The sequence below is a fragment of the Bradyrhizobium denitrificans genome (assembly GCF_013179005.1).
GTDB classification, from domain to species: domain Bacteria; phylum Pseudomonadota; class Alphaproteobacteria; order Rhizobiales; family Xanthobacteraceae; genus Bradyrhizobium; species Bradyrhizobium denitrificans.
The window spans coordinates 1-25,213 of record NZ_JABFDP010000058.1 but is presented as its reverse complement, the minus strand read 5'-3'; the positions used below and the strand labels follow the sequence as shown (position 1 = coordinate 25,213).

Annotated in this window: 23 protein-coding genes and 1 pseudogene; 10 read left to right on the top strand and 14 right to left on the bottom strand. The window is 64.6% G+C overall.

The genetic code is table 11. The features are described 5' to 3' along the window. Window positions 1–707: 707 nt before the first annotated feature. The 5 genes from HL671_RS37065 (at window position 708) to HL671_RS37045 (ending at window position 6,435) form a co-directional block, all read left to right on the top strand. On the top strand, window positions 708–857 hold the full coding sequence (locus tag HL671_RS37065; RefSeq protein ID WP_012046384.1) for a hypothetical protein: 150 nt from the start codon (window positions 708–710) through the stop codon (window positions 855–857). A gap of 296 nt (window positions 858–1,153) precedes the next feature. Continuing rightward, window positions 1,154–2,557, top strand: coding sequence for a TAXI family TRAP transporter solute-binding subunit (locus HL671_RS37060; protein ID WP_172243946.1), 1,404 nt, complete (start codon window positions 1,154–1,156; stop codon window positions 2,555–2,557). Between the two features lie 330 nt (window positions 2,558–2,887). Then, window positions 2,888–3,301: a hypothetical protein gene (locus HL671_RS37055; protein ID WP_210264265.1), complete on the top strand. Its 414-nt coding sequence runs from the start codon at window positions 2,888–2,890 to the stop codon at window positions 3,299–3,301. 402 nt (window positions 3,302–3,703) lie between these two features. After that, window positions 3,704–5,419 carry an alginate export family protein gene (locus HL671_RS37050; RefSeq protein WP_172243940.1) on the top strand — a complete coding sequence of 572 codons (1,716 nt, stop codon included), beginning with the start codon at window positions 3,704–3,706 and terminating at the stop codon, window positions 5,417–5,419. A gap of 14 nt (window positions 5,420–5,433) precedes the next feature. Then, the gene (locus HL671_RS37045; protein ID WP_172243937.1) at window positions 5,434–6,435 is read left to right on the top strand and encodes an SDR family NAD(P)-dependent oxidoreductase; all 1,002 of its coding nucleotides are present in this window, start codon (window positions 5,434–5,436) and stop codon (window positions 6,433–6,435) included. 198 nt (window positions 6,436–6,633) lie between these two features. Here HL671_RS37045 and HL671_RS37040 read toward each other — a convergent pair whose 3' ends face one another. The 6 genes from HL671_RS37040 to HL671_RS37015 form a co-directional block, all read right to left on the bottom strand. Further along, on the bottom strand, window positions 6,634–8,781 hold the full coding sequence (locus HL671_RS37040) for a phospholipase D-like domain-containing protein (protein WP_172243934.1): 2,148 nt from the start codon (window positions 8,779–8,781) through the stop codon (window positions 6,634–6,636). A gap of 462 nt (window positions 8,782–9,243) precedes the next feature. Next, window positions 9,244–10,647 (bottom strand): dihydropyrimidinase, encoded by a 1,404-nt coding sequence (gene hydA, locus HL671_RS37035; RefSeq protein ID WP_172243931.1) that lies wholly within the window; start codon window positions 10,645–10,647, stop codon window positions 9,244–9,246. A 21-nt stretch (window positions 10,648–10,668) separates the two neighbouring features. Beyond that, a complete protein-coding gene (locus HL671_RS37030; protein WP_172243928.1) occupies window positions 10,669–11,397 on the bottom strand; it encodes a maleate cis-trans isomerase family protein in 729 nt (242 codons plus the stop codon). Between the two features lie 343 nt (window positions 11,398–11,740). Then, window positions 11,741–12,520 carry an ABC transporter ATP-binding protein gene (locus HL671_RS37025; protein WP_172243925.1) on the bottom strand — a complete coding sequence of 260 codons (780 nt, stop codon included), beginning with the start codon at window positions 12,518–12,520 and terminating at the stop codon, window positions 11,741–11,743. A 2-nt stretch (window positions 12,521–12,522) separates the two neighbouring features. Next, a complete protein-coding gene (locus HL671_RS37020; RefSeq protein ID WP_172243923.1) occupies window positions 12,523–13,332 on the bottom strand; it encodes an ABC transporter permease in 810 nt (269 codons plus the stop codon). A gap of 1 nt (window position 13,333) precedes the next feature. Then, entirely contained in the window at window positions 13,334–14,341 is a 1,008-nt protein-coding gene (locus HL671_RS37015) for an ABC transporter substrate-binding protein (RefSeq protein WP_012046394.1), read from the bottom strand. A gap of 194 nt (window positions 14,342–14,535) precedes the next feature. On the opposite strand from HL671_RS37015, the gene HL671_RS37010 reads away from it, so the two are divergent. The 5 genes from HL671_RS37010 to HL671_RS36990 all read left to right on the top strand — a co-directional run bounded on the left by HL671_RS37010 (window position 14,536) and on the right by HL671_RS36990 (window position 18,050). Next, complete coding sequence (locus HL671_RS37010) at window positions 14,536–15,276, top strand: GntR family transcriptional regulator (RefSeq protein ID WP_172243921.1); 741 nt, start codon at window positions 14,536–14,538, stop codon at window positions 15,274–15,276. 69 nt (window positions 15,277–15,345) lie between these two features. Further along, window positions 15,346–15,750, top strand: coding sequence for a DUF350 domain-containing protein (locus HL671_RS37005; RefSeq protein ID WP_012046396.1), 405 nt, complete (start codon window positions 15,346–15,348; stop codon window positions 15,748–15,750). 2 nt (window positions 15,751–15,752) lie between these two features. Continuing rightward, entirely contained in the window at window positions 15,753–16,145 is a 393-nt protein-coding gene (locus tag HL671_RS37000; protein WP_012046397.1) for a hypothetical protein, read from the top strand. A gap of 251 nt (window positions 16,146–16,396) precedes the next feature. Further along, window positions 16,397–17,557, top strand: a complete 1,161-nt coding sequence (locus tag HL671_RS36995) for a glutathionylspermidine synthase family protein (protein ID WP_172243949.1) — start codon at window positions 16,397–16,399, stop codon at window positions 17,555–17,557. 103 nt (window positions 17,558–17,660) lie between these two features. Beyond that, entirely contained in the window at window positions 17,661–18,050 is a 390-nt protein-coding gene (locus tag HL671_RS36990) for a response regulator (protein WP_012046399.1), read from the top strand. Between the two features lie 40 nt (window positions 18,051–18,090). Here the strand turns inward: HL671_RS36990 and HL671_RS36985 are convergent, their stop codons facing one another. The 8 genes and pseudogenes from HL671_RS36985 to HL671_RS36950 form a co-directional block, all read right to left on the bottom strand. Beyond that, window positions 18,091–19,578, bottom strand: coding sequence for an HWE histidine kinase domain-containing protein (locus HL671_RS36985; RefSeq protein WP_172243919.1), 1,488 nt, complete (start codon window positions 19,576–19,578; stop codon window positions 18,091–18,093). A gap of 11 nt (window positions 19,579–19,589) precedes the next feature. Continuing rightward, complete coding sequence (locus tag HL671_RS36980) at window positions 19,590–19,886, bottom strand: circadian clock KaiB family protein (protein WP_012046401.1); 297 nt, start codon at window positions 19,884–19,886, stop codon at window positions 19,590–19,592. Beyond that, window positions 19,883–21,637: a circadian clock protein KaiC gene (gene kaiC / locus HL671_RS36975; protein ID WP_172243917.1), complete on the bottom strand. Its 1,755-nt coding sequence runs from the start codon at window positions 21,635–21,637 to the stop codon at window positions 19,883–19,885. Before kaiC ends, HL671_RS36980 begins: the two co-directional genes overlap by 4 nt. 176 nt (window positions 21,638–21,813) lie before the next feature. Beyond that, complete coding sequence (locus HL671_RS36970) at window positions 21,814–22,683, bottom strand: CheR family methyltransferase (protein WP_012046403.1); 870 nt, start codon at window positions 22,681–22,683, stop codon at window positions 21,814–21,816. After that, entirely contained in the window at window positions 22,680–23,861 is a 1,182-nt protein-coding gene (locus HL671_RS36965; RefSeq protein WP_172243915.1) for a protein-glutamate methylesterase/protein-glutamine glutaminase, read from the bottom strand. Before HL671_RS36965 ends, HL671_RS36970 begins: the two co-directional genes overlap by 4 nt. A gap of 73 nt (window positions 23,862–23,934) precedes the next feature. Continuing rightward, complete coding sequence (locus HL671_RS36960; protein WP_006613312.1) at window positions 23,935–24,300, bottom strand: response regulator; 366 nt, start codon at window positions 24,298–24,300, stop codon at window positions 23,935–23,937. Between the two features lie 70 nt (window positions 24,301–24,370). Then, the gene (locus HL671_RS36955; RefSeq protein ID WP_012046405.1) at window positions 24,371–24,844 is read right to left on the bottom strand and encodes a chemotaxis protein CheW; all 474 of its coding nucleotides are present in this window, start codon (window positions 24,842–24,844) and stop codon (window positions 24,371–24,373) included. Window positions 24,845–24,869: 25 nt separating this feature from the next. Further along, window positions 24,870–25,213 (bottom strand): annotated as a pseudogene (locus HL671_RS36950) (response regulator); the annotation flags it as partial.

Sequence of the window (25,213 nt, the reverse complement as noted above, 5' to 3'; positions counted from 1 at the left end):
ACTTCCACCTCCAAGCTGTCGTTCATACTCGGCACACCGCCCGTGGCCCGCCTGCAGAAAAGAAAGCAGGCGGCAGTCACCACAGGTCTGGCCGAAAACGCCCGGCCCTCCCTGCGCGATGGCCTTACGAATTATACGCGCTCTCCCTGGGGATCGGCTGTCTTGCCCCCATCACCCGCAGGCCGCTCATCAGCAACGCCCACAGGCTTGACCTCAGCACCGGGAGGCCAGGACCACGCGATTTCACCGTGCGCAGGAGATCGTTCGTCGGCACGGCGAACCATGCTGCGCCCCCAAAGCGCCCATCGCATCCCACACCCGACGTCCGTGACGACCGCGAAGCGTCCCCTCGTTGGGGCGGGACGCAGCGGAGTAAAGCACGATTTCTGTAAAAACGAAAGATGAATTTTGGCGAAGCCGGATCTGTTCTTCCGAGCGCGCGGATGGCCGGTGCGGCACAACCGATCGCTCCAACCCCGTGCAAGCTGAGACCGGCTCATCCGGCGGGCGGGCACCGTCAATTCGGACGACAACGCGTGCGCTCGCGAGGCAATTCGCAACATGAGATACTTCGACACCTCTGGAAAATGCATCTCGACGCGCCAATATCTTTCACGAGGAGCCGGACATGACCAAACTGCTCGATCAGGCGCTCGCGCGCCGTACGCCGCCTTCCCTCCGAGACCCAAGATGAGATCGCGCGCGGAATGCTGGACCTTGCCGGCGATGAGAGCCAGCCGGAAGAGATTGCCCCCTCGCATCTGCCGGATGTGCTGGAGAGCCTTGCACAGGCCAAGCAGCGCCGGTTCGCGACGGACACCGAGATCGAGGCCGCGTTTCGCCGCTTCGATCCATGAAGCTTCGCTTCACGCCGCGCGCGGTCGAGAGCATCGCGGCGATCGCCGACGATATCCGTCTTCACAACCCTGCCGGCGTCACCGTAATCCCGACCTGGAAATCGGCCATCAAGGGACAACAAGACTGCTCTCGCCGGAAGCGGACCCCGGCGGCCTCACCACTGTCCCTTCGCAAAGCTGACCGCCTTTCGTGGACTCTCTGTGGGCGCGGCGGAACATTTCGGACAGAAACCAGTTCGCCCAGGTTCCCGGCACACTTCTAGCGCACCATGCTCTGTTGTCAGGGGGTCCCACTGATGTCACCGTCCGATCCAGTCAGGAGCGCTCACGATGGTCGTCAACGAAGGTTGCTCATCGTGTTGGCGCTGGGATTTGTTGCCTTTGGCGCCGCTGCGGCCGCCCTCTTCTACGTCTTACAGCCCGAGACCCTGCGGATCGCCGTTGGACCGGCAGGGAGCGACGACTATCAGGTGGTCCAGGCGATGGCCGACGCCTTCAGCGAGGAAAGCAGGACAGTCAGGCTCTCCCCGCTCACGACCGGGGGAGCGGCTGAGTCGCTCGCCCTGCTGTCCGCCGACAAAACCGATCTGGCGGTCGGCCGCGGCGACCTCGGCATGCCGCCCGACGCGCAAACATTGGCCATTCTGCGGAAGAATTACGTCGTCCTGTGGTCGCCCTCCGGGCGACGCAGCAACGAGACCAAGAAGAAGGCGAGCGGCAAGATCGGAGACATCGCGCATCTGACGGGTCGCAAGGTCGGCATCATCGGGAGGACCGGAGCAAACGTCGCCGTTCTCCGAACCATTCTGGAAGGCTCCGGCGTGCCGCCGGACAAGGTGACCACGGCTCAATTCGGGACGGACGAGATCGAAAAGCTTGCGCAGGACCCGACCCTGGATGCGTATCTCGCCGTTGGTCCGCTTGACAGCAAAATCACGGCGGACGCCATCGCCGCGACTGCCCGAGTGCGTGGCGCTCCTACCTTTCTTCCGATCGAAGCATCTGAGGCCATTGCTCTGAAGCACGCGCGCTACGAGGCCGAGGAAATTCCGGCCAGCGTCTTCAACGCGCGACCGGCCTGGCCAGAGGACAAGGTCGACACGATCAGCGTCAACCACCTGATCCTGGCCAGGAAGGAACTGTCCGAAGCCAAGGCGGCAGCTTTCTATCGGCAGCTGTTCGCTGTCCGCGACACGATCACGCAAGGCGTCGCCGGCGCGTCCCACATCATGAAGCCCGACACGGAGAAGGAGACTGAACCCTCCGTGCATCGGGGCGCCGCGGCGGTGATCAACGGCACGGAGCGAACCTTTCTGGACAAGTACAGCGACTACTTCTGGTTCGCCCTGCTTGTTCTGTCCGGCATCGGTTCGGCAGCCGCCTGGCTGCGTCGCTTTCTGAACCGGGACGAACCGGACGACGACAACAGCTGTCGCAATCGCATTCTCGCGGCCGTGTCGGAGGTGCGCAATGCCGGGTCGGAAGACGATCTGCTGACACGACAGCGCGAAGTCGACGCGATCATCGGCGAGACCCTCAAATCCTACGACGATGGAGTCATCGAACAGGAGGATCTGGCCGCTTTCGGTCTGGTCCTCGAACTATTCCATCATGCCATCGCCGAAAGGCGAGCGACGCTGCAGAGCGGTCCCGCCGATCCAACATGGACGACGGGCCCAACCCTCGCCTCGCGGCGCTAGCCGCGTCCGGCTCATGCGGTCCTCATCGCGCGCCTTGGATCGCAGCGAGCTGCTGCAAGTTTCGGCTCTGCCGAGGACGGTGCCCTCAGGTCAGCAGGTGGCCATGCGGCGTTTGGCATTCCAGCGGGAAAGGTCGGCTGTCTGGGCCAGAGCTGACGCTTTACAGTCAAAGACCAAACGGCTGGTTATGACCCGAAGCGGTCATTTGCCATCGGATATTCGGGATGGCAGGCTCCGCTGTAGCGTAGCGATACTCGTATTGCTTTCCAAAGGATTTCCGCCATGGCAGATAACCTTCAAGTCGAGATCTCGCCTCCCAAGAGTAGGTGGATGAAGCTGCGATTCTCGTCGGGCTCGCAGCAATTCGAGGAAGACGTCACCACGAGTGTTTATCCTTTTCTAGAACAACTCTGTGATGCGATCCGCGTTTTGCACGACGGATTCATTGATGAAAAATTTCGCCTTCTGATAGGCGCTCCGGAGTGTGAGTTATGCCTGCAAGCCGCGGCGGAATCGTCGCAGGCTGTCCTCAGAATAAATCTCTGGCCCGATCGCAAGCGCAGCGTCTTGGTCCCTGAGCCTTCTGTCTTCAGGTTTGAAGGCGCACGGCAGGATATTGTGTCGCCGTTTGTCACAGCTCTCAGGAAGTTGCGGGCATGTATGAGCGACGCGAACTTTGAGCGGGAGTATGGGGCACCGTTTCCAGCCGCGGCATACGCCAAATTGATGCAGCGAGCACAATGACCGGAATTGGCCCAACGCGGACCTTTCGTCCGGCGCGGGGGATGTCTGCTGTAGGGATAGAACCGGGCCAGCTCCGTTGATCCTGCATGACACTATCAGCTCGCCCGCCGCTCCGCGCGGTTTCCTGGATAGCGGTGGACGGCCTATTGAGCCCGTTTCACATCTGCTGAGCACCGGATTACGCAGATTACGGTGACGCTGCATAAAACTATCAACTCGGCCGCTGCTGTGCGACGGCGGGGCGTTACCCAAGCTCGCCTATCAGCCTGCGGGGCGCGCCTGCGACAGGGCGGCGCACCGGGAGGGTGACCCGCAACCAATTTCTCTCTGGTTGATCCGGATCAATCGCGCTACCTTTGCGACGCCGATCATCGGACCACGCACTGAGCTGGTGTCAGAGCCATGCCGTATGGAAAGCGTTTCCGCTCGCGCGGAAGCCTCGGTCTGTCCCTCGCAGCGTGGCTGTTCTCGCCGCTCGCCGTTTCTGCCGCCAACGCCCAGGCACTGGGGCCGACGTTCGAGAACCGGCCAATCGAGGTTGTGCGTCTGGCGCTGTCGGGAGCGGTGCCGAGCGGGCCGCAGCGGGTCGCGTTCGAGGATCGTGTCCGCCGGGCGCTCAATGTGTATCCGGGGTCGCAGCTGCACGACCTGATGGTCGATTTCGGGCTCGGCAAGGTGAAGCGTATCCCCGGCGTGGCCTCGGCGTCGGTCAACTATGTCGACGGCAACACCGGCGGTGTTGCGGTCGAGGTCAGCGTCGTCGTCGGCGACCGGCCGCAGGCGGATCCGGGCCGCGTCGATTTCCCCTATCTTCTTCAAGGCGACGACAGCCTGCTGAAGCTCAAGCTGACGGCCGCGACGCTCGGCTACGCCAATCACGATGCCTGGTACGGCCGGCCGCAGGCCTTCGTCGGCGCCAATCCGCTCGCCAAGGGACCGGCCGGCGCCGGCTGGTCGTCGTTCGGCGAAGCCGCGCTGGAGGGCGGGCTGCAGGGCATCGGGCCGATCGGCAACAATGTCTACGCCTATGGCAGCCTCTCTTATCTGGCGAGCGGCTCGGTCGGGACCGACCTGTTCGTCACCGGCCCGCGCCGCCATGGCGCGATCGAGGACGCCTATGCGGGCATCGTCACGGGGATCACGGGCGACGACGGCTCGCGGCTGGTGATCAACCTGTCCGGCGGCCGGCAGCCGTTCCAGATCGCCGACGGCATGCTGATCAGGATCACCGCCGCCAACGGTTTTGACCGCGCCGCCCTGCAGCTCAATCCGCGCTGGGCGGCCGACAGTCTGTTCCTGGCGCAGGCGCGCTACAACACCACGAAGTTCGAGGCCTTCCGCCTCGCTCCCGACGAGCTGGCGGCGATCGATACCCACACCGTCATCGCCGGCGCGAATCTCGAGACGGGCCTGGGCACGCCGCATCAGCTCGGACTGACCTATCTGACCGTGCCGCGCTCGGACTACGGCTGGTACACGACGACAGCGCAAGGCACGCGCCAGGGACTGCAGGTCGCCGACGTTCGCTATTATTGGACACCCGCCATCGGCGCCTCCGGTCCGTATGCGAAGACGGAGCTGGCGTTGCAGTGGAACGACCGCAACGCCTTTCCGATGCGCGCCTGGGGCGGCTATGTCGAGGCGGGCTACACCTTCAACGAGGCGCTGTGGCGCCCCACTTTGAGCTATCGGCTGTCCGGCTTCAGCGGCGACAATCCGGCGACGCGGACCTATGAGCGCTGGGATCCGCTGCTGTCGGGCGGCACCGGCGAGGAATGGGTGCAGGGGCTGAACCACTACAAGCTGTTTCAGGACACCAATTTGATCGCCCATCGCCTGCAGGCGATCCTGCGGCCGGCACCGCAATGGGAGCTCGTGCCGCAGGCCTGGCTGTTCCAGGCGCAGCAGCTCAACAACATCGGCGGCACCACCTCGACGCTGGCCGGACATCTGCTCGGCTACGAGGTCAATCTGACGGTGAAGTATTTCATGAGCCGCAACGTGATGTTCCAGTCGGGCCTGGCGCTGACCGTGCCGCTGTCCGGCGTCAGCCAGGCCGTTGCCGGCACCACCCGTCCCTGGTTCAGCGCGATGTCGCTGGCCCGGATCAGCTTCTGAAAAGGGAGATGTCGATGGATCGCCGCAGCATGTTGCAGAGCCTGGGTTCGGGGGCGGTGACGATTCCGCTGGCGCAGCTGCTTCCGGGAAGCGCCGAGGCGGCGGAGCCCGCAGGCCCGGCCAATCTGGCGATCAGCCCGGTCGATCCGAACTACTTCATACGGGATCGCTTCAAGTCACGCACGATCGCCATCACCGGATTCGCCCGCGGCATGGGCCGCGCCGCGGCGCTGCGGGCCTCGCGTGAGGGAGCCAACATCGTCGGGATCGACTGGCTGCCGGACCTGGCGCGCGAGACGGCGGCCGCGATCCAGCGCGAGGGCGGCGCCATCGAATTTCTCGTCGGCGATGTCGCCAAGGGCGATTCCTGCGACCTGATGGTCAAGCGGGCGGTCGAAAAATTCGGCGGGCTGGATTTCGCCATCAACAATGCCGGCGTCATGGACGGCGTGTTTTCCGGCGAGGCGTTCGACTATGACAAGCAGAAGGACCTGCTGTTCGCGCCGCTCCATGAGGCCTCCGATGCCTATTGGGACAATGTGCTGGCCACCAACGCCACCGGCGTGTTCCGCGCCATGCGGGCCGAGTTGCGGCAGATGGTGGCGCAGAAGCGCGGCGGGGCCATCGTCAACGTCGCCTCGATCGCCGGCCTGACCGGACTGGCCGGCAATCCGGCCTATGTCGCCAGCAAGCACGCGGTCAACGGATTGACCGCCAACGCCGCGGTCGACTACGCGCCGCACGGCATTCGCATCAACTCCGTCAACATGGCGGCGACGGACACGCCGATGATCGCGCGGGCGGCGCAGGCCGTCGCCGCGAAGGCGCAGCGGGCGCCGGCCGACAGCGGCATGGGACGGTTGAAGACGAACTCCATCCTCAGTTATGCGGATCCCAAACATCGCCCGGCCACCGTGTGGGAGCAGGTCGCGGTGATGCTGTTCCTGCTGTCGCCCGAGGCGTCGAACCTGACCGGCGCGTTCTACGCGACGGACGGCGGATGGACGGCCTATTGAGCCCGCTTCAAGATGGCTAGAGCATGGTCTTTTCGGAGAACAGGTTTCCACTTTTTCCGATCATGCTCTAGGGACTGGGACGATCGTGGCCCGCGATCCGCTTCGGGCAAGAGACGAGATCATGATGCGATCCCGCGGACTCGCATCACGATCCCATGGCCTCGTCTGCGCGGCGGCGGTTCAGCGCGGGCGCGACGCTCAGCGCCCTTTCCTCTTGGCGCTCGTCTTGGCTCGCCTGGCGGTCTTGGTCGCGGTCTTCTTTGCCGGACGCTTCGCCGCCGTCTTGGTCGCCTTGGCCTTCGCCTTCTTCGCTGAGGCGGCACGCTGGCTTGCCGTTTTCGACGCTTTCTTCGCGACCTTCTTTGTCGTGGTTGTCTTGCGGCCGGCCGAGGTCTTGGCTGCAGCGGCTGTCTTCTTTTGGGCCTTCTTGGTCGGCTTGGTCGACGCCTTCGCAGGCTTCGTCGTCACAGCCGATGTCTTGGCCGGCTTGGTGGTGCCGGTTGGCTTGGCGGGCTTCTTCGGCGTCGGTGGCGTTTCGGCCGCCCCGCCGCCACCCGCTGCCGACAGCCAGAAGCGCAGCTCCGGCGACTTCTCCTGATCGCCCTTGATGTAGCGGTCCTGCCAGCTGTCATCACCCTGCAGCGGCTTGCCGAAGATGTCGGGGTGCTCCTTCAGCAGGAAGCGCCAGGCGTAATGGTCGTAGAGGTCGAGGACGTGACAAGCATAGGCCTCGGCGAGACCGCGATGGCCGCGGATGATCAGCATGTTCTCGTCGTTGTTGTGGGAAGCGCGGAAGCCGAGATTGTGCGAGCCGGTCACCACGACGCAATCGTCGCTGAACGGATCGATCACCACGATCTTGTTGTGGATGATGGCGAAGCCGTATTTGGCGAGCTCTTTCTCCCACTTACCGAACGCGTCCTGCACCGCGCCGGCCGGGACGCCGCGGAAATCGATGCTGCCCTTGGCGCCCTGTTTCTTCGGCGTGCCGGATTCGCCGACCACCTTCACCTCGGGCGCGTCGCTGCCGCCATCATCCTCGCCGCCGCTCTCGGAATGGCCGCCGGAATGCAGCGCGGCGGAGAAATTGGTGGCGCGCACCGGGCTGGTCAACGCGCCGCGCACGAACAGGTCCGGCTTGTCCTTGAGCAGTTGACCGGCGACGTCGAGGATCGAATTGTTGCCGGGATCGAAGGCGAGAAACAGCACGGCGTGCTTGGCTGACCGCATCAGCTCGAACACACGGCCCATATCGTTCGGCGTCTTCGGGGTCTTGCCGAGCTTGCCTGGCGTGTTGGGCGAGAACATCGGCTCGATGGTGACACCATGACCGAGATCGATCGGCGTTTGAATCGCGTCGGCATTGTTGGCATGGGCGAAGTCGCGCAAGGTCTGCGACTGCAGCGCCGCCTTGTCGCCATCGGCGGCGTCGACGTCGGCCTTGAGCGCATTCCAATAGCCGAGATAGCGCTCGGCCAGCTCGGGGCTCTCCACCACCAGCGCGTTGTTGGTCTGGGTGCACAGGCCGGTCGAGGTCCAGTTGGTCGATCCGGAGAGCACAGCGGTCGGCTTGCCGCTCTCGGTCAGCACCATGAACTTGTTGTGCGGGATGCTGCCTTTGCCGAGGATACGGTCGATCACGGTGACGCCGGCGGCCTTCAGATTGGCGCGGTTCTCGGCATCGGCGTCGTCGGTGTCCTTGCCCTGCTCGTTGCCGAGAATGACCGTGCGGCTCGCCGGGTTCTGATGCAGCTGCGTCTCGAGGCCGTTGGGATCGTTCAACTCATAGAGCGCGGCATGAATGGTGCCGCCACCGGCATCCGCGCGCTTCAACAGCGAGGTCAGGCCGTCCTGCAGCTGGCCCATCAGCCGGATGCGAATGGGGTCGTTGGGATCGAGAATGTGCGGCGCCAGCGCCGGCACGCTGGGGTGATCGTTCAGCGCGTGGGTGAGGGCCTGGGTCGCGGTGATGCCGCGGTTGAAATAGACGTGGAACGGCGGCCGTTCCGGCGTCAGCGTGACTGCGTTGCTCTCCAGCGCGTCGACGGCGGCGAGCGGCGTCAGGGTCTGGCCGGGTGTTCCGCCCATCGGCACGATGCGATATTTGTAGGTGCCGCCGCGCTTGGCAAACAGGTCCTTCCACCAGAATTTCTGCACCGGGGCCTGGTCGGTCTTGAGCTTGTCGGCGGTCTGCCCGGCAAAGCGCGCGAGCGCCGGCAGCACAGTGTCGCTGTTGTCCGCGAGGTCGATGCGGTGAATGGCAAAGCCGAGACAGCCGTCAAGGCGGCGATCGAATGTCCAGGCGACCACGGCAATATCATTGTTGGAAAATGCAAGCGCGGGCATGGCGGCACTCCTTGTCTGACAAGGATTATGTCTTCCAGTTGTAACAATGGTTCGACACATCTGGAACAGGAACGGGATGGCGGCGGTAGCTCGGGGTGGCGCTGCAGTGCGGGAGAGTGGTGGTGCGACTGACGCGATGATCACCCTCCCCAGGAAGGTCCCCTTCAGGGGAGGATGGGCACTGTTCTCTCCGTCGTCATTGCCGGGCTTGACCCGGCAATCCATCCCTTCGCGAGAACAATCTGCCCACTTGATGGACGCGCGGGTCGAGCCCGCGCATGACGAGTCTGTTTTGGAGCGTCGATCACGGGACCTATGGCGCACCATGACGGTGAGAGCTCGCCCGGAGCGATGCTGCGACGTCGTCATTGCGAGGAGCGAAGCGACGAAGCCATCCAGAGTCCCATCCGCGACTCTGGATCGCGTCGCTGCGCTCGCGATGACGCATGGAGGGAACGTGCCTCAGGCCACCGCGCCCGGCTTGCCGCGGGTGACGTAGCGGCCACTGCCCTTGGCGCCGACGAGTTGGCCGTCGCGCACGACGAACTTGCCGCGCAGCATCGTGGCGACCGGCCAGCCGGTGATCTCGATGCCCTCATAGGGCGTGTAGTCGGAGCCGTGGTGCAGGCCGGACTGGCTGATCTTCGCGGTCTTGTTCGGGTCCCATAGCGCGATGTCGGCATCGTAGCCGATCGCGATGGAGCCTTTGCCTTTCAGGCCATAGGTCTTGGCGTGGTTGGTCGCGGTGAACGCCACGAACTGGTTCAGGCTGATGCGGCCTTTGCCGACACCTTCCGAGAACAGGATCGGCAGCCGAGTCTCGACGCCGGGGATGCCGTTCGGCACCCAGCGGAAGCTGGTGCGGCCCTTCGGCGTCAGCTTGCCGGCCTCGTCGTCATAGCGGAACGGGCAGTGATCACTGGAGAACAGCGAGAACACGCCCTGCTGCAGCCCCTCCCAGCACGCCTCCTGGCTCGCTTTGTCGCGCGGCGGCGGCGAGCAGACATATTTGGCGCCTTCCATGTTGAGGCCCTGCATGTCCTCCTCGGTCAGCACCAGATATTGCGGGCAGGTCTCGCCGTGGATCTTCAGGCCGCGCGTCTGCGCACGGCGGATCTCCTCCATCGCCTCGCGGTTGGAGACATGGACGATGACGATCGGCACATCGATCAGCTCGGCCAGCGAGATGGCGCGATGGGTGGCTTCGCGCTCGACCGCAATCGGCCGCGACTTGCCGTGATAATAGGGCGCGATCTTGCCGGCACGCTCCAGGCGGTCGGTGAGAAAGCGGATGGCATCGTAGTTCTCGGCATGGATCTGCACCAGCGCGCCGGTTTCGCGCGCGACCTGCAGCACGCCGAGGATCTCGTAATCGCTCAGCGCGAGATCCTGATAGGTCATGAAGATCTTCAGCGACGAATAGCCATCGGCAACCAGCGCCGGCAATTCCTGGCCGAGCACGGAATCCGAGGGGTCGGCGATGATGAGGTGAAAGGAATGGTCGACGTAGCAGGCCTGCTCGGCCAGCGCGTGATAGTCCTTGAGCGCCGCGCGCAACGGCTGGCCCTTCTCCTGCAGGCAATAGGGCATGACGAAGGTGTTGCCGCCGAACGCGGCGGCGCGTGTCGCGCTTTCGAAATCGTCGGCCATCACGATGCCGGGGCCGGACGGCTGGCTGATATGGACGTGGCTGTCGATGCCGCCGGGCAGCACCAGCAGGCCCGACGCGTCGACGATCTCGTCGGCATCGGTAATGGCCTCACCGATCGCGGCGATGCGGCCCTGCCGGATGGCGACATCGGCCTTGAACGTGTCGCTCGCGGTGGCGACGGTGCCGTTGCGGATGACGGTGTCGAATGCAGCCATGTGACGCGCTCTCCCAAATGCTCAGGCGAATTTCTGAAACAGCGATCCCCACTCGCTGGCGCCCCGAGTGTCGACGCCCGCCAGTTTCAACGATTTCCATACCACGGTGGCGATGGTGTCGAGAATCGGAATGCCCGTCTCCAGCTCGAGGCGCGCCACGAGCGGCGCGGCCCGCATGTTGGTGCAGACCACCGCGATCGCATCCGGCGTCTCGCGGGCGACCTCGCGGATCATGGTCTCGATCTCCGCCGGCGTCACCTCCGCGAAGGAGAAATTGTCCTGCAGGTTGAGATGCCGGTCGCCGCGGCAGGCGATGCCGAGCTTGGCATAGTTGGCGATGATGCGGGCCTGCACATCGTCGCGGTAGGGTGTGACCAGGCCGAGCGTCGTGGCCTTCGAGGCCGCCAGGATCTCGTTCAAGGCCAGCATCGAGGTGGTCGCGGGGATGCCGGTCGCCGCGGTGATCTGCTCGCACAGCTTCACGTCGGTCTCGAAACCGAGCCAGCCGGAGGACGTGCCGTTCCAGGCGATGACATCGACCTTGGCGTGCGCGAGCAATTCCGCCGCGCGCAGAATGTTCGATGTGTCGAACTGCGCCAGCGCATCGCTCGACAGCGCGATCTCGGTCACCTTGAAGCGCGAGAAATGCGCCGACACGTTCGGCAGGCCGGCGACCATCGCCGAGGTGATCGGCTCCAGCGCCGTGTTCGACGACGGCGTCAGCATGCCGAGAAGGGTGCGTTTGGTCATGGATGGTTGAGCCCTCTTCGCACGACCAGAGCCGGCGTGACTAACGGCAATTCCACAGCAGCAGCAGCGGGCGAGCCGCGCGTTGATGCGCCCTCTCCCCTTGCGGGAAAGGGCATGCCTGCGCGTGCAGCAGACTCGGTTGGGTGAGGGGTCTGCCTCGACAAATGAGATCGCGGAGCAAGACCCCTCACCCGGTTTCTCACTTCGTGAGAAACCACCCTCTGCCGCAAGAGGAGAGGGTACACCGCCGTCGTCGAGACAGCATGTGCCGCCAACGGACCCGCGCTTCGGTTCGACCATGCTTGTCCATTGCGAAGCTCTTCAAGATCAAGCAAGCCGCGCATCATGCCGGAGCCCTCTCCTGCTCCACCCGCTCCCCGCGCAGCAGCGCGAGAATGTGCCGCTTCAGCGCGTTGAACTGCGGGCTCGTGATATCCCGCGGCCGCGGCAGGTCGATCGGGATGATCTCCGCGATCCGCCCGGGGCGCGCGCTCATGACGGCGATCTGGGTGCCCAAGGTCAGCGCCTCGTCGATGCCATGGGTGACGAACACGATCGTGCCCTGGTGCTGCTGCCAGATCCGCACGAGCTCATTCTGCATGTCCATGCGGGTCTGCTCATCGAGCGCGCCGAACGGCTCGTCCATCAGAATCACTTGAGGGTTCATCAGCAGCGCCCGCGCAATGCCGACGCGCTGGTTCATGCCGCCGGACAGTTCGGACGGGTAATGGTTCTCGAAGCCGGTGAGGCCGACCATGTCGATATAGACCTGCGCCCGCGCGCGGCGCTCGGCCTTCTGGCCGCCGCCGAGCAGGAGATGAAAGGCGACGTTCTCCCACACCGGCAGCCACGGCATCAGATTGGCGTGCTGGAACACAACGCCGCGATCGGCGCCGGGCGCGGTGACGATCCGACCGTCGACGGTGACGTGGCCTGCGCTCGGCTGCTCGAAACCGGCAATCATGTTGAGCAGGGTCGACTTTCCGCAGCCGGACGGGCCGAGCAGGCAGACGAATTCGTTGCGCGCGATGGAGAGATTGATGTCGGCGAGCGCAGTGACATCGGCGTTGCGCTTCTTGTCGGTGAAGATCTTGGAGACGTTCGAAATGTCGATCGTGGCCATGGCTACTCTCCGCCGCGCAAGGTGGTGTTGCGCTGCCAGTGCAGCACGCGCGCCATCACGAGCCGGATCGACAGGTCGCTGCAGAAGCCGAGCAGACCGATGCTGGCCATCGCCGCCAGCACCAGATCGTAGCGCAGGAAATAATAGCTGTCCCACAGCACGTAGCCGAGCCCGCTCTTCACCGCGACCATCTCGGCCGTCACCGTCAGCATCCAGGCCGAGCCGATGCCGATGCGCAGACCTGCGAAGATGCTGGGCATCGCCGCGGGCACGACGATGTAGCGCAATAGCTTGCGCTCGCTGCCGCCGACCATGGCGCCGGCACGGATGAGGTTGCGGTCGCAGCTCTTCACGCCATGGATGGTATTGAGCAGGATCGGGAAGAACGCGCCGAGAAACACCAAGAAGATCGCCGGCTTGTTGGCGATGCCGAACCAGATGATGGCGAGCGGGATCCACGACACCGGCGGGATCGGCCTGAGCATCTGCAGTGTCGGCTCGATCACGATCTCGATCCTGCGCGACCAGCCGATGGCGACGCCGAGCGCCACGCCGAGCACGGTGGCGATGGCAAAGCCGGCGGCGACGCGCGACAGGCTCGCCAGCATGTCGGCGACCCAATGGCCGCTGTAGGTCTGGGTGTTGCCGTCGGTGCCGACCAGCCAGTCCGCCCACGCCCACACCACCGTCGACGGTGCCGGCAGCAGCGCCGCCGGCAGCGCGCCAGAGCGCGAGAACGCCTCCCAGCCAGCGAGCACAAGCAGCGGGACAATGGCGCGGTCGAGCTTCTTGAGCTGGGCGAGCGCTATCATCTCAGTAGCCGAGCTCGGTCTTCGGCTTGCCGGTCGCCGCTTCCAGGAAGCGGTAGTCGAGGTTCTTCTCGACCGCGGCCGTGACATCCGAGTTGATGTATTTGAGATCGCGCATCATCGCGGCGATGGCGAGCGCGGAGGAACGGTACATCTTCGGATCGGGATCGAGGTTCTCGACGGCACCGGTCGCGATCGCCTTGTCGAGGCCGGTGACCTTGGAGATGACCTCGATCAGCGCCGGCTTGTCGGCCGCGATATGCGCATCGACCTTCACCACCGCGCGCACCACGCCTTCGAGCCCCTTCGGGTTGGAGGCGATCACGTCAGAGCGGGTCAGGATCAGGTTGGTCAGCTTGCCGGCGGCCTGGTCATAGGGGAAGCCGAAGAATTTTGCGGCCTTGGCCTGCATGATCTGGGTGGCGAACGGCTCGACGGTGCAGATCAGCTCGACCTCGCCGCGGCGCAGCGCCTGCAGATGGTCGGACGGATTGGGGATGTTGACGAACTGCACATCCTTGTTGATGTCGATGCCCTGCTTGGCGAAGGCGCCACGCATGTGGATGTCCTGCGCATTGCCGCGCGAGGCGGCGACGCGGAACGGCTTGCCGTCGGCCTTGTACTTGGCAATCAGCGCCTTCAGCGCGCCCCAGTCGCCCTGCGCGACATCGAGGTCGTTGCCGAGCAGGATCGCCGAGCCGCCATTGACCTGGCCGGAGATGGCGACGACATCGAAGCCCTTATCGAGCGCGATGGCGTAATGCAGATAGGTCACCTGCGCGACGTCGATGTTCTTCGACACCAAAGCGGTCAGCGCATCGGTGCCGGTGTTGAAGCCGACCGCATCGATGGCGACGCCCTCCGCGAATTGCGGCGTCAGCGACATCGGCGTGCAATGCGCGCATTTGGCGTAGCCGAGTTTGATCTTCGGTGCGTCCTCGGCGAAGCTCGGCGCGGGCAGCGCGAGCATGAGCAGGGTCAGAATGGGGAGCAGAAAGCGGGTCACGTCCATCTCCAGGGCAGGTCGATCGGATCAGGTCTCTGCCCCCAATCAGCAAGCGACGTGCCAATTGGATGCGATATGCAATGTTGATTTTTTACAATGAAATCAATATGTAATTCTACATCAGAATTTCTGGATCTGCCTGATCCGAGGGCGTTCCGCCCGAATCTCAGGCACCTCGCAGCAGAGCCGCAGCTTCTGTCATGACCCCTTCGGCAACCCGGCCCAGACTGAAAACGCGCTTCAAGCCGACGCGGCTGAAGCTGTCCTCCGACCAGTCGACCCGGCCGCTGGCGCGGCTGTCGCTGCACGATCAGCTCGTCGCCAAGGTCCGCGAGATGATCATCGACGGCGAGCTCGCGGCCGGAGCGCCATTGCCGGAGCGCATGCTGTGCGAGACGTTCGGCGTCTCGCGTACGCCGCTGCGTGAGGCGTTCAAGATCCTCGCCGCCGAAGGTCTGATCGCGCTGCGGCCCCATCGCACACCGGTGGTGACGCCGATCGATGCCGGCGAGATCGCCGAGATCTTCGACGTGATGGTCGCGCTCGACGCTGCCGCCGGCCGCGCGGCGGCCGCGCGCGCCACGGCGGATGAGATCGCCAGGCTGGACGCGATGCATGACGAGCTGGTGGCGCTGCACGGCGCCGCCGAGCGCGCCGCCTATTTCCGGCTCAACCAGCAGATCCACCTCGAGATCACCAGGCTCGCCGGCAACAGCGTGCTGCTCAACATCTGGAGCACGCTGCATGCGAGCGTGTTCCGCGCCCGCGCGGTCGCCAATTACGACGCGCGCCGCTGGGACGAGTCGCTGCGCGAACACGAGGCTTTCATGGCGCTGCTGCGCGCCCGCGACGCCCAGGGCTTCGCGCTGGCGCTCAGCGCGCACACCCGCAAGACCGGGGATTCCGTGCTGCAGATGCTGAATCAGGCCAACAGCGCATAGACTTTGTTCACGTCGAACCGGACATGCTGGCGCCGCGACAGATGAAAGCTTTCCGCCTCGGGCCTGATCATGATCCTGCAATCGCTCGCCGGCCTGCCGGCGTTCCTGGTGTATTTCTGCACCGCCCTGTTTGCGGTGACGGCATACCTTTTCATTTATACGCGCGTCACACCCTACAATGAGTTCCAGCTGATCCGGGACAATCATCCCTCGGCAGCGATCTCGCTCGGCCTAAGCCTGCTCGGCTTCACTTTGCCGCTGGTCAGCGCCATCGCGCATTCGGCCAATGTGCTGGACTGCCTGATCTGGGCGCTGGTCGCGCTGATCGTCCAGGTGATCGTGTATTATCTCGTCCGCATCCCGGTGCCGGACCTCGCCAACCGCATCGTCGCCGGTGAGCTGGCCTCGGCCATCTGGCTCGGCCTCGCCTCGCTCTCGGCCGGCGCGCTCAACGCCGCCTCGATGATCATCTGACCATGGCCGAGCAACGCATCGAATTCGGCAAGCGCAGGCCGCTGCCGCCGCCGCCCGCCACACCGCCGGTGAAGCGCTCCGGCCATGTGGCGCTGCTCGTGATGGGCACGCTCGCGGTCGGCGGCACCGCCTATGCGCTGATGCCGCGCCAGCAGAACTGCCCGCAGCAGGATCCGGCCGTGGCCGGACAGCCGCAGAGCACCGAATGCACGACCCGCCGCTCCGGCGGCGGCAGCAGTGGCGGCAGCGGCTCCGGACGCTGGGGCTTCGCCAGCAGCGACAACGAGTCCAGAAGCAGCAGTTCGACCCATGTCGCCGACGCCTCCTCCGCCCACGTCTCGCGCGGCGGCTTCGGCGGCTTCGCCCACGCCTTCGGCTTCGGACATGGCGGCTGATCGCGGTCGCGATGACGCCGCGAAAACACCGCGTTTACGTTGTGAGTTGGATCCGGATCTTTGACACAGACTCAAAATCATAACAAACGCGACTACCCGCTGATCGGGATCGCCCCGATAACTGGTCGGCGCCGTTGGGCGCCGGGGCTGATGGGGACCGCAGCCATCGCTGCGGTCGCCTTGCGCTCGACATGCCTGCTGACATCGTGTCGGCTGCACGGCGTGCCTACGCATCACCGCGGCTGATTGCCATGCAGCGCATTCCCTGCCCCGAGCGCGACGATTGGCGGGAGACGGCGGCGCGATGCGGGTTCGACTTCCACGAGCTCGACGGCGAGCGCTACTGGGACGAGCGCGCCTACTACGCGTTTACGCTGGCCGAGATCGAGCTCGGCATCGAGGAGCCGACCGGCGAGATTGAGCAGATGTGCCTCGAACTCGTCAGCCGCGTGGTGAAAGACGAGGTGCTGCTGCGCCGGCTGAAAATCCCGGACCGCTTCTGGCCGCTGCTGGCTTCGAGCTGGAAGCGAAAGGACGACAGCCTCTATGGCCGCCTCGATCTCAGTTTCCAGGGCGGCCGCGCGCCGGCGAAGCTGCTCGAATATAATTCCGACACGCCAACGTCGATCTTCGAGGCGGCCGTGTTCCAATGGACCTGGCTCGAACAGGCGATCGAACGGCGCATCCTTCCGGGACGCGCGGATCAGTACAATTCAATCCATGAGCGGCTGATCGAACGCTGGCGCCTGATTGGCAAAGGACGCCCGCTGCATCTGGCAGGACTCACCGACGCAGCCGAGGATGCCGCCACACTGGCCTATCTCGCCGACACGGCGACGCAAGCCGGCCTGTCGACAACCATCCTTGACATGGCCGACATCGGCTGGCGTGAGGCCGGCGGCTTCGTCGATCTCGACAACAAGGACATTGCGCTCGCCTTCAAGCTCTATCCGTGGGAGTGGATGTTTCAGGATGCCTTCGGCGCGAAACTGGCGATCGCGCTGACGCAATGGGTCGAACCGCCGTGGAAGGCCGTTCTCTCCAACAAGGGCATTCTGCCGCTGCTCTGGCAGATGTTCGAAGGCCACCCCAACCTGCTGCCGGCCTATTTCGAGGATGATCCAAAGGCCGCCAGTCTCGGCCCGAGCTTCGTGCGCAAGCCGATCTATTCGCGCGAAGGCGCCAATGTCAGCCTCGTCGCCGAGGGCATTGCGGTATCAGAACAAGAAGGGCCCTACGGGGCCGAAGGCTTCATCCGTCAGGCGCTCGCGCCGCTGCCGGATTTCGGCGGCGTGTTCCCGGTCGTCGGCAGCTGGCTGGTGGCGCATGCACCGTGCGGCCTCTCCATCCGCGAGGATGTGACCCCGATCACAGGAAATCGCTCACGCTTTTTGCCGCACGCGATTCTGTAGTCCGTTAACGAGCCGGATCGAAAACGGCTCGACACTCCGCTCCGGATGGTTAGATAGAAAGAGGATCGGAACTCCTGGACGCGGTTGCGACCGGATGGAGGCCATGGCAACGGACACATCTCAGCTCGAAGGCCTGCGAATCCTGGTCGCCGAGGACGAAGGACTGATCGCGCTCGAGCTCGAAACCGTGCTGCAGGGATTCGGCTGCGAGGTCGTCGGCCCGGTCTCTCGCGTCGCCGAGGTTCTGCGCCGGGCCGGGCACGGCGACCTCGATGGCGCGCTGCTCGACGTCAACCTGCGCGGTGAGCAGATCTTTGCCATTCTGCCGCAACTCATTGCGCTCGGGCTGAAGATCATCATCACCTCGGGCTATGACGACGCCACCCTGTTTCCGCCGGAGTTCCGAGACCTGCCCCGGCTCGCCAAACCCTTCGACGAGCGCGCGTTGCGCGCGATGTGCGAGGCGACCTTCCTGCGCAGCTCCACCAATTAGATCATGACCGTTTCGGAAACCGGTTTCCGCTTCTCCGGATCTAGTCTGGCTGCACAGCCGATGCCGGCAGATGTTCCGGTGTCGTCTCAGCCGTCAGGGCAAAGATCAGCTTGCAGCGAATTCCTTCGGGCTCGAATGCCAGCACGGCGTCACCATCGAGATCGAAGCGCACGACCCGATCGATCAGCGTAGTGCCGAAGCCGCGCGATCCACCTCCTTCCACCAGGGGACCGCCGCGCTCAAGCCAGATCAGTTCGAGCCGTTGCCGATCATCGCGCAGGCGCCATGAGATCGTGACTTGGCCGAGCGGCGCAGACAGCGCGCCATATTTCGAGGCATTGGTTGCGAGCTCGTGCAGCACCATCGAGAGCGGCAGCACCAGCCGGGCCTCGAGCAGCACCGGCGGCCCCTCGATGACAATACGGCCCTCCCCGACGCCATAGGGCGCCAGCACCGTCGTCAGCAGCTCGTTGAAGCCGATGCCGATCCAGCGCGTCTGGGTTAGGATGTCATGCGCGATCGACACCGCCTGAATGCGTCCGGAAAATGCCTTGTTGAAGGCCGGAAGCGAGGGGGCGGTGCGCAATGTCTGTCCGGCCACCGACTGCACGATGGCGAGGATGTTCTTGACCCGGTGATTGAGCTCCGCGACCAGCATCGTTTGCTGCTCCTCGGCGCGCTTGCGCTCGGTGATATCGGTCAAGGTCACAATCGAGCCGACAGCATCCTTGGCATCGTTCACCAGCGGCCCGGCCGAGAGCAGGAAGGAACGGCCGGACATCCGCGGATCGCGCAGCCGGACCTCGACGCCGTGAAACGGCTTGGTCGCCAGCGCCTGATCGAGACTTTCACGCGAGAACCGCGCCAACGTACCTTGCTGACTGGCGCTTGCGGCGTCGAGCGCGAATGCCTCCGAGAACATATGTCCGACGGGGGATCGCCCTGCGAGCTGCTCGGCCACCCAGCTTGCATGGGTGATCCGCCCATCGAGCGCCAGCACGACGATGGCGTCGGTCGCCTGCTCCAGGATCGAGCGCGCGAAGCGCTCGGCCGTGGCGACCTCCTCGGCCCGGCGCTGGATCGACATGTCCGTCAGGGTCACAAGCGTGGCGACCACGCCCCCCATCGCCATCTGCCGCATCCAGACCGACACCGGCAGATCGCCGCCATCGGCCCGGCGCAGCTGCGCGTCGCTCGCCGTGTCATCGGCGCGCTGCTGCGGCACGGATCCGATAAACAGTGACGCGAAGCTGCGCCCGACCAGTTCCTGCGCGCCAAGTCCGGTCAGGGCGCAGAGCCGCGAATTGACATAGACGATGCAGCCGTCCGCATCGAGCGTCAGGGCGCCATCGCTCATCCGCTCGACCAGGACATGGTAGGGGGCATCCGCGCCCTGCAGCATGATGACCTGAGGTCCGCTCGGGCCCTGCACCACCACGGCATCGACATTGCCGCGGTGAATGGCCTCGACCGTCTCCTCCGCCTCGTTGCGCGGCCGTGCCGCCTGCATCGCGTCGTTTGATGCCACGCGTCCTCCGTTCAGCTCGGGGCGATGTCCAGACCGACCAGGACCTTCTCCGCGTTGGAAAGATCACCGATGATGCGCTTGAGCGGCTCCGGCAATTGGCGGATCAGCGTCGGGATCGCGACGATCTGGTCGCGCTGCGCCAAGGCCGGGTCCTTCATCAGGTCGATGACCTCGATCGTATAGCGGCCGGGCAGATGGGTCTCGCAGAGCTTCTTGAGGTTGGCGAGCGCGGCCAGCGATTTCGGCGTCTGGCCCGCGACATAGAGCCGGAGATTGTAGCCATCCTGTTCCATCGGCGCGGCCGTCATTTGCCTGACGTCATCAGCTTCGACGACGAGCTCGCCGCCCGTCGCGACGCACGGCTCTGAGCCAAGGCGATGCGATCGGCCGCGCGTTGATCCTCGCGGGCGCTGCCTTCCAGGTTCAGAAGCTCCATCTCCCCCTCCTCGCTCGCAAGCTGCGCCTGCAATGTTTCGATCTGCGCCGCGATCTCACGACGGCGACGCACGATCTCCCGGGTGCGGCGCTCGACCTCCTGTGTGCGCAGCAGGCGATCGGCGCGATCTTTAGCCTCCTGCGCCAGGCGCGCCGATCCCGTCAGCACGCCATCGGGACCGACATAGACCTCGCGCAGGGAAATGCCCCCGGCGCTCATCAGGAACTCGCGAACCTGGTTGGAATGCGCCATGCCGCGCGATTTCAACAGATAGAGCTGACGATTATGCTCGCCATTGGTCTCGCGATTATAGAGCAGCAGCCAGGTATCGGTGAGCGACGAGATCTGCATCTCCGTGGTCGCCGTCTCGGCGCTGCCTGCGCCGAGATTGGTGAACAGCGCCGTGACGCCACGCGATTTGAGAAAATCGATCAGCCGCAGAGTCATCGAATGCACGTCGCCGGCGACGCCGGCGCCCATCAGCGCGGAGATCGGATCGACCACGACAGCCGCCGGATCGAACTCCTTCACTTCGCGATGCATCGAGGCCAGATGCGTCTCCAGCCCATAGAGATTGGGACGCCGCGCCGAAAACCGCAGCAGCCCGCGATCCACCCATTGCTGCAGATCCAGACCGACGGATCGCATGTTGCGCACGATCTGCTGCGGCGATTCCTCCAGCGCGAAATAGATGCAGCACTGTCCGGCCTGGCAGATCGAGTTGGCAAAATGCGCCGACACGGTCGACTTTCCCGAGCCGGCCATGCCCGAGACCAGAATGCTCGAGCCCTTATAGTAGCCCTGCCCCTCGAGCATGTCGTCGAGATCGGCGATCCCGGTCGACACCCGTTCGGTCCAGGCGTCATGGGCCAGTCCCGACGAGGTGATCGGCATCACTGTGATGCCTTCCTGGTCGATGATAAACGGATATTCGTTGGTGCCGTGCGCCGTGCCGCGATACTTCACGACACGCAGCCGGCGCGTGGACAGCTGATCGTGCACGCGGTTGTCGAGCAGGATCACGCAATCGGCGACATATTCTTCGAGCCCGTAGCGGGTCAGGGTGCCGTCGCCGCGCTCGCCAGTGATGATGGCGGTGACGCCCTTGCTCTTCAGCCATTCGAACAGCCGGCGCAGCTCGGAGCGCAACACGGCCTGATTGTCGAGACCGCCGAACAGCGTCTCGATGGTGTCGATCACGACGCGCTTGGCGCCGATGGAATCGATGGCAAATCCGATGCGGATGAACAGGCCATCCAGATCATAATCGCCGGCCTCCTCGATCTCGTTGCGGTCGAGATGGATATGGTCGACGACGATCTTGTTCTGCTCGATCAGCCGCTCGATATCGTAGCTCAACGAGCCGACATTCTTGATCAGGTCCTCGGGCTGCTCCTCGAACGCGATGAAGACGCCCGGCTCATTGAAGGCAACCGCGCCATTGTAGAGAAAAGTCATGGCGAACAGCGTCTTGCCACAGCCGGCGGCGCCACACAAAAGGGTCGGCCGTCCCTGCGGCAGGCCGCCGAAAGTGACCTCATCGAGGCCATCGATCCCGGTCGGCGATTTCGCAATGACTGGCAGATCCCGCGTCACAATCCGAGGACGCACACTCGTTTTCATTAGATCCCCCGCCGTCATCCGACCACGCACAGGCCCGCACCTGGGCGTGAGTAGACGCGCCGGAACCTCAAAAGTTCCAGCGCGTCCGGAAGAATTCGGCAATTGGGGCGTTTCGCTTGCCAAAATGACGCAGGATGGCCCGCGTCCGAGAGCTGTCGCTCAAGACACGGGCAGGCTCAGCGCGCCGCCACGACCTTGAGCCCCGGCAGCAGCGCCGCTCCGCCGCGCGGGCTGCGGACAGGATTGATCTGATACAGACCGCGCCGTTCCTGGTTGGGCCGGAATGCATCGGTGATGCCGACAACCGACTCCGCGGCGCCGAGGAACAGCGTGCCATCGGCCTCCAGCATCTTGGACATCCGCTCGAAGATCGCGGACTTGGTCTCCTGATCGAAGTAGATCAGCACGTTGCGGCAGAAGATCACGTCGAACTTGCCGAGATGTGAAAAGTCCTGCAGCAGATTGAGCTGGCGATGCTGAACCATGCCGCGGATGTCGGCGCTCAGCTGCCAGAGCTCGCCCAGCTGCGTGAAGTACTTCACCAGCAGCTGGATCGGCAGGCCACGCTGCACTTCGAACTGGCTGTACAGGCCCGCCTTCGATTTCTCCAGCACCTCCTGCGACAGATCGGTGGCGACGATCTCGATGCGCCAGCCGGCCAGCGCTGCGCCGTACTCACGCAGGCCCATCGCGATCGAATACGGTTCCTGGCCGGTCGAGCAGGCCGCGGACCAGATCCGCAAGCTGCGGCGGCTGGCGCGCGCCTGGATCAGCGCCGGTAGCACATAGTCGCGCAGATGGTCGAACGGGATCTTGTCGCGGAAGAAAAAGGTCTCGTTGGTGGTCATGGCCTCGACCACCTGGGTCGTAAGCTGATCACCGCCGCTTCTCAGCTTCTGGACCAGCTCGGGGATGCCGGCCAGATTGGCCCGGCGTGCCAGCGGCAGCAGCCGGCTTTCCACCAGGTACTGCTTGTCCGCCGAGAGGTCGAGACCGGACCGATCCTTCAGGAGCTTACGCAAGAACTCATAGTCCAGGGGGGTCACGAACGGTCTCCTGCAAACAGACGCACCAGCTTCGGCGCGATCTGGTTCAAGGGAAGGATGGCAGCGCAAATGCCGGCATTGGCAGCCGCGCCCGGCATGCCCCAGACGACACTGCTGGCCTCGTCCTGCGCAATGACGCTGCCACCGGCCGCGACGATGTCCTTGCCGCCGCGCATGCCGTCGGACCCCATACCGGTCAGGATCACCGCCAGCGTGCCGCCCTGCCAGACGTCCACGGCGGAGGTAAACAGAGGATCGACCGCGGGTTTGCAGAAATTCACCGGCGGGCCATTGTCGAGCGCGATGACGGCGTCAGTCCCGTGACGGGCGACGCGCATATGGCGTCCGCCCGGAGCGAGATAGATCTGGCCCGGCTTGATGACTTCGCCATCGATCGCCTCGTGGGCCGGCCGGCGGCTGGAACGCGCCAGATGTTCGGCGAGAATGGTGGTGAAGGTCGGCGGCATATGCTGCGTGATCAGTACCGGGAAGCGGTCGATGACGGCGCCGAGCTCGGTGACGACGGACATCAGGGCCTGCGGACCTCCGGTCGACGAACCGATCAGCAATACTTTCGGCATCTGCGTGCTGAAGGACCGGCGCGCGAGCTGGGCCGGCGCGGGCGGCGCGGCCGGCACCGGAACCGGCGCAACGAGCGGGCGGAGTGCCTGGGGCTGAACGTGAGGCGCGGCCGCCGGCGCGTAGGACGCAGGCGCAGAGCGACGCGCTTTGGCGCCGAGGTTGCGGATCTTCTGAATCAGGTCGTGGTGGAAATTGTCCGCCGCCGACGCCTCGCGCGTGCTCTCGGGCTTCGGAATATAGTCGGCAGCGCCGAGCGACAGCGCCTTGAAGCTGATCTCGGCATTGCGACGGGTGAGCGTCGACGCCATGATCACAGCCAGGTTCTTCTTCTTCGCAAGCAGCTTCGGCAGAGCGGCGATGCCATCCAGCTCAGGCATCTCGATGTCGAGCACGGCGACATCGGGATTGACCCGATCGATCTGGTTCACGGCCTCGAGGCCGGTGCGGAGCGATGCCGCCACGACCATGTCGGGCTCAGACGCGATCCAACGCGAGATCATGCCGCGGATGACGACGGAGTCGTCCACGACCATCACCCGGAGAGGTTCCTGTCTGGTCGAACTTGGAATCGAAGAACTGGCCAACGCGACGCTCATAGTTCACCAACAGGACAGAGGCACAGGATGTCGGCAAGCCCGGGCAAGCACGGGCTATCCGAACCGGCGGAGTTCAGATCAGCCCGACTTCCTGGAATTTCGCCGTCACGATGTCCTTGTCGAACGGCTTCATGATGTACTCGTTGGCACCTGCATGCAGCGCCCGCGCGATATGCGCAACATCGTTCTCGGTCGTGCAGAACACCACCTTGGGCGCGTCGCCGCCGGGCATGCGGCGGAGATTGCCGAGGAACTCATAGCCGTCCATGACCGGCATGTTCCAGTCGAGCAGGACGGCGTCCGGCAGGCCGCGCTTGCAGATCTCCAGCGCCTGCTCACCGTCTTCCGCTTCGACGATCTGGAAATCCAGACCCTCAAGAATGCGCCGCGCCACTTTTCGAATGACGCTCGAATCGTCAACTACCAGACACGTTCTCATATCAGCCTCTCGAAGTCAGGGTCCAATCCACCGACGCGGTCTCGCGTAGGCGGGCTTACGCCGGCAGCCGTTAGGCCGCCATCTTGTCGGCAGCGAGTTCGAGTACGCGATCGACATCGAGGATGACCATCAGCTGGCCATCGAGGCGGTGCACGCCGCCGGCGAGCTTCGCCATGCGCGGATCGAGGTTGACGGGATTTTCCTCCCGGCTTTCCTCAGGCAGCCGCAACACTTCGCCGATCTGATCGATCAGCAGGCCGTAGGACTCGCCGCGCAGGTCGACGCCGACCGCCATCGGCGGCTTGCCGTCGTCGGCCCTGGCAAGGCCGAGCCGCGCCCGCATGTCGATCACGGTGACGATGCGGCCGCGCAGGTTCAGCACGCCGGCGATCTCGACCGAGGACAGCGGCACCCGCGTCAGCCGCTCCGGCATGAACACGTCCTGCACCCGCGAGATCGGCAGGCCGAACAGCTGACCGCCGATCACGGCGGTGACGTATTCGGCGACTGCGCCGTCGGTTGTTTCAATCTTGCTGCTGCTCATCGCACGCTACTCCTGAGCCTTGCCGTCACGCCGCACGCTTGGCCGCGTCGGCGCGAGCCCGTTCCTCGATCTGTTCCTTCAGCGCCGCGATCAGANGCGGATCGCCTCGGCGAATTCGAAGCCGTTCATCTCCGGCATCTCGATGTCGGTGACGACGATGTCGAACGTATGCCCCGAGCGCAGCGTCGCGAGGCCTTCGATGGCGGAAGCCGCCGTGCGCACCTTGTAGCCGGCCGACTTCAGGACCGGCGCCAGCATGTTGCGGAAGAACGGCGAGTCATCAACCAGCAGCACCGACTGCGTCTGCGCCTCGGTCGCCATCTCCTTCCGGATGAACCAGTCGGCGAAGGCCATCGGCAGGAAGTGGCC